This is a genomic window from Micromonospora sp. DT43 (genome assembly GCF_049841645.1).
Lineage (GTDB): Bacteria > Actinomycetota > Actinomycetes > Mycobacteriales > Micromonosporaceae > Micromonospora.
In genome coordinates this window covers 67,648-85,096 of record NZ_JBNCKR010000010.1, presented here as the reverse complement: position 1 = coordinate 85,096, position 17,449 = coordinate 67,648, and the positions used below count along the sequence as shown (strand labels likewise).

The 17,449-nt window shown below is 70.5% G+C and carries 18 protein-coding genes; 3 read left to right on the top strand and 15 right to left on the bottom strand.

The genetic code is table 11. From position 1 onward, the window contains the following. Positions 1 to 4: 4 nt before the first annotated feature. From ACLQ26_RS22690 to ACLQ26_RS22645, 10 genes are all read right to left on the bottom strand, one after another. Complete coding sequence (locus tag ACLQ26_RS22690; RefSeq protein WP_425746336.1) at positions 5 to 391, bottom strand: AtzH-like domain-containing protein; 387 nt, start codon at positions 389 to 391, stop codon at positions 5 to 7. 82 nt (positions 392 to 473) lie between these two features. Further along, positions 474 to 2,111, bottom strand: a complete 1,638-nt coding sequence (locus ACLQ26_RS22685; protein ID WP_425746335.1) for a regulator — start codon at positions 2,109 to 2,111, stop codon at positions 474 to 476. Between the two features lie 12 nt (positions 2,112 to 2,123). Continuing rightward, complete coding sequence (locus ACLQ26_RS22680) at positions 2,124 to 2,813, bottom strand: cysteine hydrolase family protein (protein ID WP_425746334.1); 690 nt, start codon at positions 2,811 to 2,813, stop codon at positions 2,124 to 2,126. A gap of 9 nt (positions 2,814 to 2,822) precedes the next feature. Beyond that, complete coding sequence (locus ACLQ26_RS22675; protein WP_425746333.1) at positions 2,823 to 3,512, bottom strand: cysteine hydrolase family protein; 690 nt, start codon at positions 3,510 to 3,512, stop codon at positions 2,823 to 2,825. A gap of 38 nt (positions 3,513 to 3,550) precedes the next feature. Beyond that, the gene (atzF, locus tag ACLQ26_RS22670; protein WP_425746332.1) at positions 3,551 to 5,353 is read right to left on the bottom strand and encodes an allophanate hydrolase; all 1,803 of its coding nucleotides are present in this window, start codon (positions 5,351 to 5,353) and stop codon (positions 3,551 to 3,553) included. 89 nt (positions 5,354 to 5,442) lie between these two features. Further along, the gene (locus ACLQ26_RS22665) at positions 5,443 to 6,099 is read right to left on the bottom strand and encodes a GntR family transcriptional regulator (protein ID WP_425746474.1); all 657 of its coding nucleotides are present in this window, start codon (positions 6,097 to 6,099) and stop codon (positions 5,443 to 5,445) included. Positions 6,100 to 6,257: 158 nt separating this feature from the next. Further along, complete coding sequence (locus tag ACLQ26_RS22660) at positions 6,258 to 7,181, bottom strand: SpoIID/LytB domain-containing protein (protein ID WP_425746331.1); 924 nt, start codon at positions 7,179 to 7,181, stop codon at positions 6,258 to 6,260. Positions 7,182 to 7,187: 6 nt separating this feature from the next. Beyond that, positions 7,188 to 8,072 (bottom strand): peptidase inhibitor family I36 protein, encoded by an 885-nt coding sequence (locus ACLQ26_RS22655; protein WP_425746330.1) that lies wholly within the window; start codon positions 8,070 to 8,072, stop codon positions 7,188 to 7,190. Between the two features lie 33 nt (positions 8,073 to 8,105). Beyond that, the gene (locus ACLQ26_RS22650; protein ID WP_425746329.1) at positions 8,106 to 8,972 is read right to left on the bottom strand and encodes a peptidoglycan-binding domain-containing protein; all 867 of its coding nucleotides are present in this window, start codon (positions 8,970 to 8,972) and stop codon (positions 8,106 to 8,108) included. Between the two features lie 250 nt (positions 8,973 to 9,222). Then, positions 9,223 to 10,272, bottom strand: coding sequence for an NBR1-Ig-like domain-containing protein (locus tag ACLQ26_RS22645; RefSeq protein WP_425746328.1), 1,050 nt, complete (start codon positions 10,270 to 10,272; stop codon positions 9,223 to 9,225). A gap of 137 nt (positions 10,273 to 10,409) precedes the next feature. Here ACLQ26_RS22645 and ACLQ26_RS22640 point away from each other — a divergent pair, with 137 nt between their 5' ends. After that, complete coding sequence (locus tag ACLQ26_RS22640; RefSeq protein ID WP_358112282.1) at positions 10,410 to 10,826, top strand: hypothetical protein; 417 nt, start codon at positions 10,410 to 10,412, stop codon at positions 10,824 to 10,826. 117 nt (positions 10,827 to 10,943) lie between these two features. On the opposite strand, the gene ACLQ26_RS22635 is transcribed toward ACLQ26_RS22640, so the two are convergent. The 5 genes from ACLQ26_RS22635 to ACLQ26_RS22615 form a co-directional block, all read right to left on the bottom strand. After that, complete coding sequence (locus ACLQ26_RS22635) at positions 10,944 to 11,522, bottom strand: dihydrofolate reductase family protein (protein ID WP_425746327.1); 579 nt, start codon at positions 11,520 to 11,522, stop codon at positions 10,944 to 10,946. An 11-nt stretch (positions 11,523 to 11,533) separates the two neighbouring features. Further along, entirely contained in the window at positions 11,534 to 12,718 is a 1,185-nt protein-coding gene (locus tag ACLQ26_RS22630; RefSeq protein ID WP_425746326.1) for an RNA polymerase sigma factor, read from the bottom strand. A gap of 19 nt (positions 12,719 to 12,737) precedes the next feature. After that, positions 12,738 to 13,091, bottom strand: coding sequence for a YciI family protein (locus tag ACLQ26_RS22625; RefSeq protein ID WP_425746325.1), 354 nt, complete (start codon positions 13,089 to 13,091; stop codon positions 12,738 to 12,740). Between the two features lie 41 nt (positions 13,092 to 13,132). Further along, on the bottom strand, positions 13,133 to 13,546 hold the full coding sequence (locus ACLQ26_RS22620; RefSeq protein WP_425746324.1) for a DUF6069 family protein: 414 nt from the start codon (positions 13,544 to 13,546) through the stop codon (positions 13,133 to 13,135). Positions 13,547 to 13,699: 153 nt separating this feature from the next. Further along, positions 13,700 to 14,350 carry a TMEM175 family protein gene (locus ACLQ26_RS22615; RefSeq protein WP_425746323.1) on the bottom strand — a complete coding sequence of 217 codons (651 nt, stop codon included), beginning with the start codon at positions 14,348 to 14,350 and terminating at the stop codon, positions 13,700 to 13,702. Between the two features lie 258 nt (positions 14,351 to 14,608). On the opposite strand from ACLQ26_RS22615, the gene ACLQ26_RS22610 reads away from it, so the two are divergent. Both ACLQ26_RS22610 and ACLQ26_RS22605 read left to right on the top strand, forming a co-directional pair. Beyond that, positions 14,609 to 16,087 carry a DUF1996 domain-containing protein gene (locus ACLQ26_RS22610; RefSeq protein WP_425746322.1) on the top strand — a complete coding sequence of 493 codons (1,479 nt, stop codon included), beginning with the start codon at positions 14,609 to 14,611 and terminating at the stop codon, positions 16,085 to 16,087. Between the two features lie 168 nt (positions 16,088 to 16,255). After that, positions 16,256 to 17,341 carry a hypothetical protein gene (locus tag ACLQ26_RS22605; protein WP_425746321.1) on the top strand — a complete coding sequence of 362 codons (1,086 nt, stop codon included), beginning with the start codon at positions 16,256 to 16,258 and terminating at the stop codon, positions 17,339 to 17,341. Positions 17,342 to 17,449 lie beyond the last annotated feature (108 nt).

Here is a 17,449-nt window from a genome sequence, read left to right as displayed (position 1 = left end):
CCGCTCAGGCGGAGTCCGAGGATGGTTCGGAGACGTGGGCGGTGACTATCCTCCAGCCGACGGGCAGGCGTACCCAGGTCTGGGTCTGCCGCCCGGTGGCGGCGGTGCCGGCGTACCCGAATCGGGTCGTCACGACCGCGAGGTCCGCGCCGAACGTGCTGATCATCGGGTCGACGAGCCGGCGTCCGGCCGGCAGCGGTGGCTGCGCTGCCCGCCACTTGCGCTGCTCGTCCAACCCGTACTGGTGGTCGGCCAGGCCGAACCGCACGGTCCGGTCGGAGTCCCAGAAGTACCCGCAGACTCCCTCGGCGTCGCCGTCGGCCAGCGCCCGCTCGTAGCCGGCGAAAGCCGCCGCCACCTCGGCGACCACGTCGGTCCGATCGATCTCCATGCGGTACGTCCTCTCGATCCGTCGGGTCGGCGCTGGCGAGCCCGGTGGGAAGGCGGCGACATCCCCCACCGCGCCCGCCGGCTCAGCCGCTCAGCGCCGACGTCCTCTGCTCGTCAGCCAGTCGGTCGGGATCGGGGCCGGTGGGGGCGGCCGGACCGGGCGTCCGGTCCAGTTCGGCCTCCTCCGGGTCGGGTTCGCGCGGCGTGGGGCGACCGAGCGCGAAGATCACGCAGATCGCCGCGACGAAGAGATAACCGAGCGCCACCTGTCCGCTGGCGTTCCACTCGATCCGTTCGCCGTGGATCAGCCCGATGAACGAGAGCACCGCGCCGGTGCCGGCGAAGACCGCCGCCCGGACGAACCGCTTGTCGATGATGAAGACCACCACCGCGCCGAGCACCAGGCCGGCGAGGATGGCGCCCCGCCCGAGCACCAGCAGCCCGTCGTACACCACGCCGGCGCCGTTGAGAGCGTCGTCGCCGACGGCGGCGGCGCTGGTGCCGGCCGCCGCCAACGCGTTGTCGATCTGCCCTGTCGCCCAGGCCGCGATGTTGGGGATCAGCGCGGCGACCACTGCCGCGGCGTGCGCCCGTGGGGTCGCCTGGAACGCCTGTGCCCCGATCAGCAGACCGATGTAGAGCAGGATCGGCACGATGGCCGCCGTCGGGAAGATCGCCGCGAGCAGCCCGAACATGCCGAGGAAGCAGAGCACCGCGATCACCACGCCGGTCGCCATCGAGTAGCCGCTGCGGCCACCGGCGGCCTTCCAGCCGGGGTGGCCGACGTAGACGGCGGGCGGAAACGGCGAGCCGAGCGCCGCGCCGATCACGGCGCCCGCGCCGTCGGCCAGCAGCACACTGCGCAGGTTGTAGTTGTCCCCGGCGGTCGCGGCGCTCTCCACGTTTGTCATGCCCTCGGTGAAGTTGTAGACGCCCAGCGGAATCGCCGTCGCCAGCAACGGCGCCATGTCGGCCAGCCCGGTGAACAGCAGGTCCAGCTTGAACGAGGGTACGGCGAACGCGATGTCCCGTGCCGCGGCCGTGACGTCGGGCACCGACATCGCTCCGCCGGCCCAGCCGATCGCGGTGCCCACCAGCAGCGCCGCGAGCCCGATCGGGAAGTTGAACGGCAACTTCACGTCGGTGAGCAGACCGATCAGCAGCAACGCGAGGACCGGCAGGGCGACCCAGGCCATGCGCCACATCTGACCGGCCGGGTTCATCGAGATGAAGGTGATCGAGATCCCCGCGAGGGTGCCGAGCAGCGCGGCCCGGGGCGCGTACCGGCGGATGTAGGGCCCGACGAACGCGCCGATCAGCACGATCACGCCGATGATGAAGGCCCACGCCAGCCCGGCCTCCCAGGCCCGCACCGGATCCTGGGTGCGCAGGTAGATCGGCAGCATGATGACGAAGATGACGATGAACATGTGCGGCACGCTCGGCCCGTACGGCAGGGCCGTCACGTCGGAACGGTTCTCCCGGCGGGCGAGGCGGCGGGCCAGGTAGGTGTAGTAGACGTTTCCGGCGACCAGGGCGATGCCGAGCGCCGGCAGGATGGTGCCGAACACCTCCCCCTCGGGAAGGTTCACCACGGCGATGCAGAGCCCGGTCAGGGTGAGCACGTTGACCAGGACGTTGACGCCGAAACCGAAGAACGCGTTGGTGTCGCCGCGCACCCAGAACGGGAGCCCGACGACTGTGGACTTCGTGGAGACCATGGCTGCTCCCGGTCAGGAAGAGGGCTGCAACGCGGACGTGGTGGACAGCGCGACGCGTACCTGCGCCGAGTCGGCGACCCACCCGAAGATCCCGCCCTGGGCGGCGATCATGTCGAGCCCGACCCGCTGGAACTCCGGGAAGTAGGACCCGACGCAGTCGGCGAGCACGAGGCACTCGTACCCGCGGTCGTTGGCCTCCCGGACCGAGGTGTGCACGCACACCTCGGTGGTGACCCCGGTGACCAGGAGGCTGCGGATGCCCCGCTCGGCAAGCAGGGCGTCCAGGTCGGTGGCGTGGAAGGCACCCTTGCCGGGCTTGTCGATGACCGGCTCGCCGGGCAGCGGCGTCAGCTCGTCGACGATGTCGTGGCCGTACTCGCCGCGGATCAGGATCCGGCCCTTGGGGCCGGGATCACCGATGCGCATGCTCGGTGCACCCCGGTTGAGCTTGGCCGGCGGGCAGTCGGACAGGTCGGGCAGGTGCCCCTCGCGGGTGTGCAGGACGGTCAGACCGACGGCGCGGGCGTCGGCCAGCAACGCCGCGAGCGGCGCGATCGTCGCGCGTAGGTGGCTGACGTCGTTGCCCAGGCTCGCACCGAACCCGCCGGGCTCCAGGAAGTCGCGTTGCATGTCGATGAGGAGCAGCGCGGTGGTCGAGATGTCGAAGGAGTACGGGCCGGGCCTCGCCGCGATTGTCAACATGGGCGCACCTCACTTCGCCGTGGCGGCGATGACGTCGTCGGATGTGGTGACGCAGCCGAAGACGCCGCCCTGCATGGTCACCATGTGCAGCGCCGCGTCGTGGTTGGCCTTGTCGGTGGCGCCGGTGCAGTCGGAGAGGATCAGGCACTCGTACCCCCGGTCGTTCGCCTCGCGCATCGTGGTGTGTACGCAGACGTCGGTGGTGATGCCGGTGAGGATCAGGTGGGTGATGCCCCGGGTACGGAGCACCAGGTCGAGGTTTGTGGCGTAGAAGGCGCCCTTGCCCGGCTTGTCGATGATCACCTCACCGGCCACCGGGGCGACCTCGGGCACGATCTCCCAACCCGGCTCGCCCCGGACCAGGATCCGGCCGGCCGGACCGGCCGCTCCGATCTCGGCGCCGATGCGCGCCGAGCGCCACCGCTTGTTCGCCGGCAGGTCGGACAGTTGCGGATCGTGCCCCTCCCTGGTGTGCACGACAAGCATCCCGAGCGACCGGGCGTGCTCCAGCAGCCGGGCGGTGGCCGGCAGGCCGGCCCGGGTGAGGCCGATGTCGTAACCCATCGCGTCGACATAGCCGCCCGGTCCGCAGAAGTCGGTCTGCCAGTCGATGCAGAGCACTGCGGTACGCGCGGTGTCCGCGACGCCGTCGTACGGCCACGGGTAGGGGTTGGCCGGTACCGGCCCGATGCTGCCCATCCTCTCGCCTCCTGTCGTGATCGCTGGTGCCGCCCGCGTCAGCTCCGGGCGGCGGAACGCCGGTAGGCCCGCCACCCACCGCTGGCGCTGATGTCCTCGGCCGGCGGGCCGGCCGCGTACGCCTCGCAGAGGAAGCCGAGCACGTCCCGCCCGTCGTGCAGGCGGACCCAGCCGAGCGAGAGGGGTGCGGGCACGCCGGCCAGCAACCCACCGACCGCGGCGCTTGGCAACCGCCACAGCTCGACCTCGATGGGATGGCCCGACGGCCCGTCCGGGGCGATCCGGACCAGACCGGGCAGCCCCTCGCCATCGGGCGTGTCCATCCGGTAGAGCCGGTAGAGCGGCGCGGTGCGGGCGGCGCCGGCGAGGACCGCGCCGTGCCCGATCAGCTCGCCGTTGCGGGACTCGCCCGCCAGGTGCCGACCGACCACGGCGATCAGCACGTCCGCCGGTCGTTGGGCCGGCGGTGAGCTGGCCTCGACGGCCCCGGTCGGTGTGCCGCCCTCGGTGAGGGTGGCGGCCAGCGCGGCCAGGGTGGTGTCGCTGAACGCCGGGCCGAGCAGGGTCAGGCTCGCCGGTCGACCGGTGGCGGTGAATCCGTTGGGTACGGTCACCGCGGCCAGGTCGAGCAGGTTCGCGAACTGGGTGTAGCGGCCGAGCATGGCGTTGCGGCCGATCGGGTCCTCGGCGATCTCGTCGAGCGTGAACGTGGTGCCGACGGTGGGCACGACCAACACGTCGACGTCCTGCCAGAGCTGGTCCACCTGCGCGCGCAGCTCGCGCAGCCGGTGCTGGCCACGGAAGGCGTCGATCGCGTCGTAGCGCCACCCGGTCTCCAGCACGGCCCGGGTGACCGCGAGGACCGAGTCCGGGCGCGACCGCAGGAAACCGCCGAGCGCGACGAGCCGCTCGGCCACCCAGGGCCCCTGGTAGAGCAGGTCCCCCGCCGCGAAGAAGGGCCCGAGTGGCACCGACCGAGGGGACCCGACGAGGGTACGCAGCAGTTGCACACCGGCGGCGAACCGGGCTTCCTGCCCGGTGTCGCCGAAGAATTCGAGGTCTTCTGCCCGCGGCACCCCGAGGCGTAGCGTCCCTGGCATGCGGGGAACCACCCGCTCCGCCGGCAACGGACGGCCCCACGGGTCGGCCGAGGTGACGGCACGGGCGGCGTGCAGCACGTCGAGGGCGCCGGCCACGTCGGGGGCGAAGACCGACACGCAGTCGAGCGAGCGGCAGGCCGGCACCACGCCGGCCGTGCTGAGCAGACCGCGGGTGGGCTTGAGGCCGACGATCCCGTTGAGTGCCGCCGGCACCCGGCCGGAGCCGGCCGTGTCCGTACCCAGGGCGAAGCTGACCTGGCCGGCGGCGACCGCGACCGCGGAGCCGGAGCTGGAGCCGCCGGAGATGAGGCGGCCGCCGAAGACGCTCTGGCAACTGCCGTACGGCGAGCGGGCGCCCGTGAGACCGGTGGCGAACTGGTCCAGGTTGGTCTTGCCGACGAGCAGCGCGCCGGCGTCGAGCAGTCGGCGCACCACTGGCGCGTCCTCGCCCGCCAGGTATCCGAAGTCGGGGCAGCCGGCCGTGGTGACCATGCCGGCCACGTCGATGTTGTCCTTGACCGCGAACGGGATCCCGTACAGCGGCAGTGCCGGATCGCCGTGGCGGGTCAGCGACTCGGCCCGTTCGCGCAGGCGGTCGGCCGGGACGGTGCTGATCCAGACCGACTCGCCGTCGCGTTCGGCCAGGCCGTCCAGGATGCGCTCGGCCTGGTCGACAGGGGTGCGGCCACCCGCGTGGTACGCCGACCGAAGCTCCGAAATGGACTCCACTCGCTCTGGCATACTGTCGATTGTCGACCGTTCTGTTTCAGGGAATCACGCTCTCTGTAACGAGGGCATGACGGCACGCCTACCCGTCCGCCGTTCGCCGGTCAGTCGAGGTACGAGCGCGCGCCGTGCGCGGAGAGCACGGCGAGAACCTCCTCGGGATCTCCCCCGACGACCGCCTCGAACAGCCGCTCGTGCCGGTGCACCCCATCAAGTGGCTGCGCCACCTCAGCCTCGCGGCGCAGGTTGATGGCCATGTAGAGCTGCAACTTCACCAGGATCGAGCCATACACTGCGGAGAGCTGGCGGTTGCCGGCCAGCGCCACCAGCGCGACGTGGAACGCCCGGTGCGACTCCGCGACCGCCATCCGGTCGCCGGCCCGCGTCGCCTCCCGCATCTGGTCCAGCGTCGCCCGCAACCCCGTCAGGTCGCTCTCCCGGCCGACCGGGATCCCCGCCCGCACCGCGAAACGTTCCAGCACGTCACGCAGCTCGTACAACTCCCGCACGTCGCGGTCGGACAGGGTGGCCACCCGGACACCGCGTCGAGGCACGTGCTCGACCAGGCCCTGCTGGGCCAGCAACCGCAGCGCCTCCCGCAGCGGAGCCCGGCTGATCCCCAGTCGGCGGGTCAACTGCTCCTCAACGAGGCGTTCACCCGGGTCGCTCTTGCCGCTGAGGATTTCCCTGGTCAGCCGGGAGACGGCGAGGTCCACCAGACTGACGCTCTCCAGCTCGCCGTCCACGGTCGATGCGGCCATGTCGTTCACGCCGACGAGTCTGCCACCCGTCGCCGCACGGCCGGCGCGGGCGCGTCCCCTCGGCCCGGCGAACGGGCCGACCGCGCCGGGCGGTTGGCCGGCCAGCCGCGTGCCGCCCGCCGCGGGTGTGCGGCGGGCGGCACGGTCGACGCGCAACGTCAGGAGATGACCACGTCGCGGTAGTAGTAGCGCAGGATCGTCTGGTAGGTCTTGCCCGCGTTCGCCTGATCACGCGAGCCGTACTGCGACAGCCAGTCCCCGTCCACCCAGCCACCGCACGCCGTCGTGGTCGCGCAGTAGTGGGCCTGCAGGATGTTGCCGCTGCGGGTCATCCGGGTCGACCAGGTGCTGTCCACCGCGGCGGACGTCGACGCCTGCGCCGACGACGGCCGGTAGACCTGGTCGCCGGTGTCGTCCCGGACGTCGTAGCACTGGCCGCCGGGGGTCTTCCGGGTCGAGTGCAGCGCCCAGTACCAGCCGTAGCTCTTGACGGCCACGGCACCGGCCTCCAGCGAGGCCTTCGGCCAGCTCGTGATCCACTCGTTCGGCAGGACGTTCTTGACGTACGTCTTGAAGTCGACCCGGTCGACGCGACCGAGACCGACCCGGTAGACGAGGATGGTGCTCGGCAGCTTGGCGTTGGTGCCGTCGGTGCTGCAACCGGTCGATCCGCTCACCAGCTCGTGCGAGGCGTTGTTGTTCTTCAGCGTGGCGTTGAGGTTGCCCTTCGCCCCGGCCGCGAAGTCCTGGCTCGCTCCGGCGAAGTTGCTGTTGAAGTAGACCCGCACGGTCCTGCCGGTCCGGTTCCACACCGACGCCGCGTTGTTCTTCACGCACAGGCCCTTGCCGGCGCCCGTGCCCTTGAAGTCGTAGCAGGTCGGTTGGGTGGTGCCGTAGTCGTCCAGGGAGTCGGTGAAGTCGGAGACCGAGCCGGCCTGGTTGCTGTTGTAGTAGTAGCAGAACTCACCGCTGTCGCAGGTTCCGTCCCGTGTGGCCGCCGCTGCCGGTGAGGCGACACCCAGGATGGAGGTGGACATGGCGAGGACGGCGCCGACGATGGCGAGGCCCTTGCGAATATTCACGGTGTCCTACTTCTCGTTGTAGCCCTGGGAGTTCCAGAACGCGGTCGGGTCGGCGTTGTCCAGGGTGGGGTCGCCGACGCTTACTGCCGCGTGGGTCTGCCGGCCGGCCCGGACCTCGACGTGGGTGTGCGCGCCCGAGCTGGAGGACACCCCGTGCCACGACTCGTCGGCGATGATCTCGCCCTTGCTGATGGCGTCGCCCACGCTCACCCCGGACCTCGGGGCGGTGTGCAGGTAGATCACCGTCTTGTTGGACGAGGAGTTGTAGACGGAGATCGTGGACAGGCCGCCGCTGCCGGTGCTGCCCCGCGCGACGTAGGTGACAGTTCCGGAGACCAGCGCGTGCACGTCCGAGCCGACGCTGCGGGCGATGTCGATGCCCTCGTGCCGGCCGGGCGTGGTGGTGTAACCGTCGAAGCCGCACGTGACCGAGCCGCCGCTAGCCTGGTACAGGGCGTACGACAGGTTCGTGCGCGCCGACGGTGAGAACTGGTGCGAGGCGTTGTTGTTCTTCAGCGTGGCGTTGAGGTTGCCCTTCGCCCCGGCCGCGAAGTCCTGGTAAGAACCGGCGTAGCCGCTGTTGTAGTAGACGCGTACGGTCTTGGTGCTGCGGTTCCAGACCGAGGCGGCCTCGTTCTTGATGCACAGGCCCTTGCCGGCGCCAGCGCCCTTGAAGTCGTAGCACGAGGGCTGCTCGGTGCCGTAGTCGTCGAGCGAACCGGTGAAGTCCGAGATCGACCCCGCGTTGTCGCTGTTGTAGTAGTAGCAGAACTCGCCGCTGTCGCAAACGCCGTCGCGGGCCGCCGCCGACGCGGGCGATGCGACGCTGAGGATCGAGGTGCTCGCGGCCAGCACGACGCCGGCGGCGGCGAGACTCTTACGGATGTTCATGGTGTCCTTTCCGAAAACGGTGAGGGGTGCGGGTCACTGCCCGCGCTGGTACTGCTCCCAGGTCTGGATCGGGATCCGGGGGCCGTCGTCCGGGCCACGGTTGGCCAGGCCGTTCATGCCGAGGTAGTAGTCGCCGACCTGGTGCTGCGCCTGGCTGGACAGGTCGGTGTCGTTGATCGCCGTGGCGTGGATGTGCCACGGCCAGTCGCCCTGGCTCGGGTCACGGACCCAGGCGGCGAAGCCGACCTGGCGCAGAGCCTTGGCGACGGCGGTGCGCCGGGCCGCGGTCATGCCGGCGACCGCGATGTCCACCACACCCCCGCCGTCGTGCGTACCGGCCGAGGTCGGGTCACCCCCGGGGTTGTACGACCCCTGTTCGAGCAGCAGCGTGCGGCCGAGCAGACGCTGCGCCTCGGCCAGCATCGCCTGGGTACGGGCATTGACGACGTACCCGTCACGCGGGACCTTCGCGCCCGGTCCGATCGTGTTGCCGACGGTGTAGCGGTTCAGCCCGAGCTTCGTCAGCGACGTCGTGCCGGGCAGCCCGTTCGCGGCCAGGCCGGTGTAGCCGAGCGAGCGCTGATAGGCCGCGTACGCCGAGACGGTCACGGTGCCGAAGTAGCCGTCGACCCACTGCGCGTCCAGCAGATTCCTGGCCTGGAGCGCCTGCTCGACGGCGAGTACGGAACTCTTCGCACCCGGGGTCAGTGTGTTGTCCGCGCGGCGGGGGTCGATCTGGGCGGCCAGGACGGTGGCCTCCATGTTCACCACGGGCACCGCAGCCGTGGTGACCGCCCGCTGCTGCGCTGCGGCGCCGGATGTCCCGGCCCACGCATGGGTCGGAACCGCGACGCCCACGCAGAGCGCGACGAGCCCGACGGATAACCAGGGACGACGCAAGGTCGGTCCTCCTCGTTAGTGGTGAGTCGTGTTCGGAACAGACATCACCCTGCGAGAAGCACCCCGCTGTTCGGTACCCCCGTCGTCCTGTCAGATCCGTCAGGCCGTCACCGACCTCGATGAATGCGGTGTTGTCAGTTCAGGCGGCACCCGGGACTGACATCGGTCGTTCGCGCCCTGACACCGATCGGCGCGACCCTGGGCCGGACGATCGACAGGTGAACGTGACCGGAGCCGCCGTCAGGCGCGCTCAGGCCACGACGTTGACCATGAAGTACACCGGCCGGCGGGTGGGGAAGTACTCCCGCCCGGTCTCGTCGACCATCTTCCAACTGACCCAGCACTTGCCGGGGCGGCTCGGCGCGGTCACCCGAACGCGAATCATCACCTGCTCGCCGGGCGGTGTGTCACCGATCGGCACCCGATCCGGCGTCCGGCAACCGGCACCGTCGGCGGCGGGGTCCATTCGCGCCAGGAACCGGTTGTGCCAGTCGACCTTCCCCACGTTCGCGAGGGCCCACACCTTGTCGAACTGGGCGTTCAGCTTTACCTGCGTACCGTCGGGGATGGTGACGTCGGCGACGAATTTGCTCGCGTCCCCGGGGATCAGCGAGTCCGAGAACGCCGACGGCGACGCCGCCGACGACGGTGCCGCCACCGACGGTGCCGCCGACGGGGTGTCGGAGCCAGCCGGGGACGACCAACTGCGGACGGCCACGGCCAAGACGGCGACCATCGCCACCACAAGCACCACCGCGGCGGCGTTGAGCCACGGCAGCCGGCCCCGCCGCGCACTCTCGACATCATCCTCGGCCTGCGGATATTCCACTGTCGGCAGCGCGCCCTGATCCTTCGACGCGGACGCGTCGACGCCCGACACGACTGGCCTGTGGACCATCGGAGCGCCCAAGCCGCCGGACGCCTCGACTCCGGTCTCTGTGCCGTCGGCCGTGACTGAGCTGCCGGCCCCGATCGGGAAGTCGGCGACGGCCGGCGCGAGGCCGCCCTCCGGGGTGGCGTGGCTCCTCCCCGGGTGCTGCGCATCCTCCCATCGGCGTCGCCACTGGGCCTCGTCCGCCTCGCAGGCTCGGACGAACTCCCGCGTGGTCTCCCAGGACGGGAACCTGGTCCCGGCGGCTGCCTCGTGCAACGTCGTGTGCGAGATTCGGCCCGACCGCCCCGCCATCTTGCGGAATGACGGGTCTCCCGCGGCGCTCCGCAGTGCCCGCAACTGTTCGGCGAACCTCTCGGCCGCCCGTCCGTCCTGATTCGACACCGCGGCGGCACGCTGGTCCTTCATCCGTCCCCCATGTCAGACGACTTCGTCAGACGTTGTCAGAGCGTGTCAGAGGCTACCGAACGGGCCGCGGCGACCATCAATGTGGTGCACCGACGACACGGGGATCGACGGTCCCGGTGCATTCAAGGAGGTCACCGATGAAGAGCCTTTCCCGACGCGGCGTGCGCATCCTCGCGGCCGCCGGGCTGGCTGTGCCCGCGACGTTGGCATTCGCCGGACCCGCCCACGCCGAGACCAACCCGCGCTGCGCGGATTCGGTGCAGATCGGCGCGACGGCGTACGTGACCGTCGGTGGGCAGACCGCCGCATCGGTCAAGCAGTACAAGGGCTGTGGCAAGAACTACGCGTACACGTACGTGTGGCAGCAGTACCGGGCCAGCCACGGCTCGTACCAGGTCTGCACCTCGATCGTCACCGGCAGCACGCTGCGCGACCTGCAGTGTTCGAGCGGCCCCGACGTCTGGTCGCTGGGTGCCAACACGTTGACGGTGTGCACCCGGGCCCTCGGCGGAATCTCGGACGTGGCGCAGAAGGAGACCGAAGTGCGCTGCTGACCGGCGCTGTCGACGCCTGGCGCGGCGCTCAGGTGGTCACCCGAGCGGCCGGTGCGCCGCGGTGACGGTGGTGCGGCCCGTGCCGGCCGCACCACCATCGCCGGGTGCAGGGACGACTCAGGCGTGCAGGGTGGGTCGGTAGATGAACTCCTGGGTACGGCCGTCGAGCGTCCGGCTCTCGATCAGCTCCAGGTCGTAGTCGGCCGTCCCGTGGAAGATCGGCTCGGTTCCGGTCGCGCCGGTGACCACCGGGAAGAGCGTCACCTGGACGAAGTCGACCAGACCGGCGGCCAGCAGTGCCCGGTTCATCGAGAGGCTGCCGTGCGAGCGCAACGGCACCTTGGACTCCTCCTTGAGCCGGGCGACGACGTCGACGGCGTCACCGCGCACGACGGTCCCGTCCGGCCAGTCGAGGGGGCCCTCCACCGTGTTCGACACGACGGTCGCCGGAAGTTTGACCATGCGGTTGACCCAGGCGTCCCGGACGTCGGAGTCCTCGGTGCTGGCGGCCAGCATCCCCGCGAACATCCGGTACGTGCTGGCGCCGAAGACCATGCGGTGGTCCTCGCCGTACGTGGCAAGTCGGCGCTCCAGCAGCTCCGGGCCCTGTTTACCCCAGTAGCCGCCCCAGTTGCCAGTGCTGCTGCCGAAGCCGTCGAGGCTGGTGAAGACGTCGAAGGTGTAGGTGGCGGTCATGCTTGTCTCCCTCAGTGGGTGAGTGCGGTACGACGCGTCCGCAGGAAGGCGCGCTCGGTCTCGTTGCTGGTCAGTGCGATGGCCTGGTCGTAGGCGGCTCGGGCCTCTCCGTCGCGGCCGAGCCGGGCCAGCAGCTCGGCCCGGGTGGCGGGCAGCCTGTGGTAGCCCGGGAGGTCGACGTCCTCCAACACGGCGAGGGCCACCGCCGGCCCGTGCACCTCGGCGACCGCGACCGCCCGGTTGAGCGCGACGACAGAGGTTGGCGCGAGTGCGAGGAGCTGGTCGTACAGTGCCAGGACCTGCGGCCAGTCGGTGGCCGCGCCGTCGGTGTGCACCGCGCCGATCGCGGCCTGGATCTGGTACGGGCCGGGGCGGTTGCGCCGCAGGCAGCGCCGAACCAGGTCGTGGCCCTCGGCGATGAGCGCCCGGTTCCACAGTGACCGGTCCTGGTCGGGCAGGAGCACGAGTTCGCCGGTCGGGCCGAGCCGGGCCGGACGGCGTGCCTCGGTCAGCAGCAGCAGGGCGAGCAGGCCCAGGACCTCGGGTTCGTCGGGCATCAACGCGGCCAGCTCGCGGGCGAGCCGGATCGCCTCGGCGCACAGGTCCGTCCTGATCAGCGGCCCGGCGGTGGACGCGTAGCCCTCGTTGAACATCAGGTAGAGCACGGTCAGCACGGGCGGCAGCCGGTCCGGCAGCTCGTGTTCGGCGGGCACCCGGTACGGAATTCCGGCGTCCCGGATCTTCTTCTTCGCGCGCACGATCCGCTGCGCGATTGTCGCCTCCTGGACCAGGTACGCCCGGGCGATCTCCGGTACCTCCAGACCGCCGAGCAGACGGAGTGTGAGGGCCGTCCGCGCGTCCGGGGCCAGTGCCGGGTGACAGCAGGTGAAGATGAGTCGCAGTTGGTCGTCCTGCACCGGTCCCACCTCCTGGGGTTCGTCCTGTTGGCGAAGCAGCAGGGCTTGGGCGTGTCGGGCCTCGCGTGTCGACTCCCGGCGGAGCCGATCGATGGCCCGGTTGCGCGCGGTCGTCACGATCCAGGCCCCGGGGTTGGGCGGCAGGGTCTGCCACTTCTGCAGCGCTGTGGTGAAGGCGTCCTGGACGGCCTCCTCGGCGAGGTTGATGTCGCCGAGGAGGCGGGCCAGGGTGGCGACGCAGCGGCCGTACTCCGCGCGGTAGACGCTCGCCAGGTCCATGTCGGGTGATGACCTCCGCTCAGGCCTGCGAGAGGTCGTCGAAGGGGCGCACCTCGACCGGACCGCAAGCGGCCGCGCACCTCTCGGCCCAGGCCAGCGCCGCGTCCAGGTCGTCGCACTTGATCACCCAGAATCCGGCGATGTGTTCCTTCGTCTCGACGAACGGCCCGTCGCTCATCGAGGTGGCGCCGTTCTCGACCCGCACGACAGTGGCACTGTCGGGCGACGTGAGCCCTCCGGCGAAGACCCAGGCGCCCGCGGCCTGCATGTCGTCGATGATCCGACCGGTCTCCCGGAACATGATCTGGGTTTCCTCGTCGGACGGCGTCGGCGCACCCTCGACGGAGTGCACGGACAGCAGGTACTGCTTCATGGTGGTCCTTTCGACGAACTCGACGGTGGGATGGGAACGGGTCAGGCGGCCAGGCGACGCGCGACAGCCGGAATCACGATCGCGGCCGCGACCAGGTGGGTGAGCATCAGCAGCGCCCTGGTGGCCGTCCCGGCGTCGGCGAGCACGTCGGGCACCAGGGACAGGACCGTCAACACCACAGTCGTACGGACGAACGCGCGCCGCGGCCGCCGCACGAAGCGGGACAGCAGTACGGCGAGGAGCACGCCGATCGACGAGAAGACAGCGGTCAGCACGCCGAACCCCGGCACCGGAATCGGGGCGCCGCTCACGTCGAGGCTGATGCCCGCCGCACGACCGACGGCGGCGACGGCCATGGTGGCGGCGCTCGCGGCGACCGTGGCGAGCGCACCGGCCCCGATCAGCGCGCCGAAGGCCGACGTGGTGGTGCGGGTGGTCTGCGCGGTGGTGGTCATCGTGCCCTCCAGCGGGTGCGTGGCCCGTCTCGATGCCGGGCTCTCACCAGGGCTACGAAGAGAGCCGGCCCCGATCGACAACCACGCCCACATTATTTTGACGAATCTCCACGCGGTGCGCGCCGAGCCGGTCTCCGGGCCATCGGGTCCGGTTCAGCTCCGACGGCGGGTGGTCTCGCCGTCCTCGCCGTACTCACCGCGGATGGGCAGGTAGTAGGCGGGCAGGAAGGCCGCGATGATGGCCACGCCGGCGATCGGCACGAACGCGCCGACGAGGATGCCGCCGCCGATCCAGACCAGCGCGAACGCGTAGCGGCGGCCGATGGCCCGGACGCCGAAGGGGCCGAGACCGGGATCCAGGAGTTTCGCCCGGCGAAGGTGTGCCCAGATGACGTTGAACAGGGCCGCCGCCGCCCACAGTGTCGTGCCGTAGACGACTACCGCGATGCGCAGCCCCTGCTCCGCGCGGAGCGCGTCGGCGAGCAGCGACGTGGAGAACGGCAGGAACGCGATGACCATCAGGAGCAGCGTGTTGAGGAACAGGACCGGACGGTCGACGTGCCGGACCCGGTCGAACATGACGTGATGGTTCACCCACACCTGCCCGACGAGCAGGAAGCTCAGCGCGTACCCCAGGTACGACGGCCACAACGCCCCGAGGCCCGGCAGGAGGCGCCCGAAGTCCTTCGGCGGTTGGATCTCCAGCACGAGAAGCGTCACGGCGATGGCGAAGACACCGTCGCTGAAGGCGACCAGCCGCCCCGGCTGGCGCGTCAGCCGAGGAGTGCCCGGTCGGGACGACATGCCTCCCAGTATCCGATCGGAGCACGATTCGTTACCGCAAAATTCGTAATCAGCGAGGCCGGGCCGACTTCGGAGAGTTAAAACAAAATTAAGGCTGAGCGGTCGAAAAACTGTTATCCGGAGCGGGGACGCCGGCCACCAGGAGACCTGCTCACCACCCTCCTTAAATCTTTTTCCGCACGTTGCTGCGGGTTCTGGACGTGCACATACTTCATCCCGACCGGAGCGTTATCGCCAACTCGAAGGAAACCACTGGCAATGCGGACTCCCCCCGCGCATGTCGCACCGCCGGACCGGGCGCGAAAGCGCCGTCGCCTCACCCGCGCCACGCTCGCCGCCGCGGTCGTCGCCGCGCTGGGCGGCAGCGGCATCTACATCGCCGGCGCCCAGGCCGAAGAGGTAGCCGTGCCCGGCCGGGTCCAGGCGGAGGCATTCGCCGCCCAGTCCGGTGCGCAGACCGAGAGCACCGGCGACACCGACGGCGGCAAGAACGTCGGCTGGCTGGCCGACGGCGACTGGCTGCGATACGACAATGTGTCGATTACCGGTGCCGACCTGACGGCCCGGGTCGCCGCACAGAACACCACCGGCGGCATTGTCGAGTTGCACCTCGGCGCGCAGGACGGTCAACTGCTGGCCAGCTTCCCGATCGCCTCCACCGGCGGCTGGCAGAAGTGGACGACAGTCACCGCGAAGGCGTCACGTGTGCCAGCCGGCGCGCAGACCGTCTTCGCCGTCCTGAAGAGCATCGGCACGTCGGACTTCGTGAATCTGAACTGGTTCACGTTCGGTCCGGCGACGGCCACGACGCCGAGCGCCACTGCCGCACCGAGCTCCAGCCCGTCGGCGTCCCCCTCGACGTCCCCGTCGGGCGCTCCGGCCGGCGGCGGCTGGGTGCCTGTCGACCAGGCCAGGTGGAGCAAGGAACTGGCCGCCTTCAACGCGATCACGCCGAAGGCGGTGCCGCCGGGCACCACACGCGTCCCCGAGTTCCACACCGACTGCGAGGTCGCCAACTCCGCGCCGGACGACCCGATCGTCCTGCCCGGCCTGTCGGGCGCCTCGCACATGCACACGTTCTTCGGCCCCAAGGTCGACGCCTTCACCACTACCGACAAGCTGCTCTCCTCGACGACCACCTGCAACGCTCCCGGTGACCTGAGCGCCTACTGGGTCCCGGAGCTGCGCAAGGACGGCAAGCCCGTACCGATGAAGAGCTTCCGGGTCTACTACGGCTCGCGGGTCAAGGACCCGTCGACCGTCAAGCCCTTCCCGCCGGGTCTGCGGGTTGTCGAGGGCGACGCCAAGAAGCAGGTGGACACCCCGAAGAACGCCGGTAGCAATCAGTTCTGGTGCGCCGGCAGCGCCGAGATCGGCCGCAGCGCCGACGGCAACTGGCCGGTCTGCGCCCCCGGCGGCAACCTCATCTTCCAGCTGGTGTTCAAGGACTGCTGGGACGGCAAGAACATCGACTCGCCCGACCACAAGTCGCACATGGGCGACCCCGTGAACGGCGTCTGCACCGGCAAGTACCCGGTGGCGGTGCCCGACCTCTCCTTCATGGTCAACTACCAGTCGCTGGGCGGGGACGGTCTCAGCCTCGCCTCCGGCAAGCCGTCCTCGATGCACGGCGACTTCATGAACGCCTGGGAGCCCGATCACCTGGGCGCCCTGGTGAAGTCCTGCCTCAACCAGGACGCCAAGTGCGGGGTGGAACCGACGTTCGCCGGCGGCTGATCCCCGCATCCGCACTACTGGACGGCCCTCTCGCTCGGCGAGGGGGCCGTCCGTCATCACCTGTGGGTGGCCGACACCCGACACCCGCACGCGGCGCAGCCGACTGTGACCAATCCGTCACCAGGCGCACACTCCTTGCCGACACGTCCCTGTCGACTGGAGGAACAGATGCGTCTCCGATCGTTTGTCACCGCCGCGCTGGCCGCCGTCCTGGCCGTCGGCGCACTCACACCGCCGACGCCGGCCGCCGCGGCCACCGCCGACCGCTGGGGGTTCGCGTACGTGCAGGACCCCACGGTGCCGGTCTGGACCGTGCTGGACACCAGCCGGCAGTGGGGTAGCTGGAAGACCGCGTTCCCGGCGGCCTGGGCCACCGGCGTCAAGCTCGCGCCCGGCCGGTTCCAGGTCCGCTTCCCACAGGTGGGCGCCGCCTCGCGGGGCGTGCCGCACGTGACGCCTGTGAACCGGACCGGGCACTACTGCGAGGTGGTTCGCTGGTTCCAGTCCGGCGCCGACGAGATCGTCGACGTGCAGTGCCACAGGCCCGGCGGCACGCGCGAGGACACCCCGTTCACAGTGCTCTGGACGACCAGCTCCGGCGTACTGCCGGCCGGCACCTCCCACGCGTACGTGCAGTGGGGCAGCGGCGTGGTGGTGCAGTCGTACAACTCGACGGGCGTGGTGAACACGGCCGGGCCGCTGGGGGTCGGGCAGTACCTGGTGCGGCTGCCCGGGGTGGGGCTGGCCGGGGTGCTCGCCGGCAACGTGCAGGTCACCGCCGTGCAGCCGAACGCCGGTCCCCGCCGCTGCAAGGTCTACTCCTGGGCCGCGGTGGGCAGCGACGTGCAGGTGTACGTCTTCTGCTACGACCAGGCCGGCGCGTTCGTCAACACCGACTTCGCGCTGTCGTACCACCGTCGCCGGCCGGTGATCGGCTCCCTCGCGCCGCCGTCGCGCTTCGGGTATCTGGGCACCGCCGTCGGCGGGCCGACAAACGACAACTCCGTGCTCGGCGTCGGCGCGAACACTGTGGCGCCGCTGGCGCCGGCCGGCCGCTACCTGGCGACCTTCCCGCAGATCGGTCTCAAGGAGACCCACGTCCAGGTGGTGGCGCAGGGCACCGGCAGCAACTACTGCCACCTCACCCAACCGTGGACGTACACCACGAACGCCGACGTCGACGTGATCTGCTTCGACAACGCCGGTGTGGTCACCCCGCACCGCTTCCTGGCCACCTTCACCTCCCGGCTCTGACGCGACGACCGCGTCGGCGGTGGCCGCTCCCGGTCGCCTCCGGCAGGAAGAAGCCGCTCTGAACCGCGCATCCGGTCCCGCCACGGTCCGATCTGGTGATCGAGCCGG